The organism is Cupriavidus sp. SIMBA_020, from assembly GCF_046535395.1.
Taxonomy (GTDB): Bacteria; Pseudomonadota; Gammaproteobacteria; order Burkholderiales; family Burkholderiaceae; genus Cupriavidus; species Cupriavidus campinensis.
Genome location: NZ_JAWRWU010000582.1, coordinates 1 through 272 on the forward strand (window position 1 = coordinate 1; position 272 = coordinate 272).

General features: G+C 62.1%; 1 pseudogene. It reads right to left on the minus strand.

Annotated elements, in window-relative coordinates:
* Positions 1-171 (minus strand): annotated as a pseudogene (locus SB751_RS30610) (S-formylglutathione hydrolase); the annotation flags it as partial.
* Positions 172-272 lie beyond the last annotated feature (101 nt).

Below are 272 nucleotides of genomic sequence, written 5' to 3' on the forward strand. Positions count from 1 at the left end.
GGTCAGGCCGGCCAGGTAGAACAGCACTGGCACCGGGCCATGCTCGGCCTGCGGCGGCACGAACACCGAAAACCGCATCGGCAGGCCGATCTCGGCCGACTCATGGCGGTAATAGCGCTGCGCCCCCCCGAAACAACGATGCTGGGCAATGAGTTCCAGGGAGGCGTGCATGGGAGGTCTCCGGGTCTGAGGCTGAAGAAAATTCGGTCGGAATTAGGGTATATCCACGGTACGAGGATCCGTCGCCGAATGTTAACCTGCCCGAATCGGAG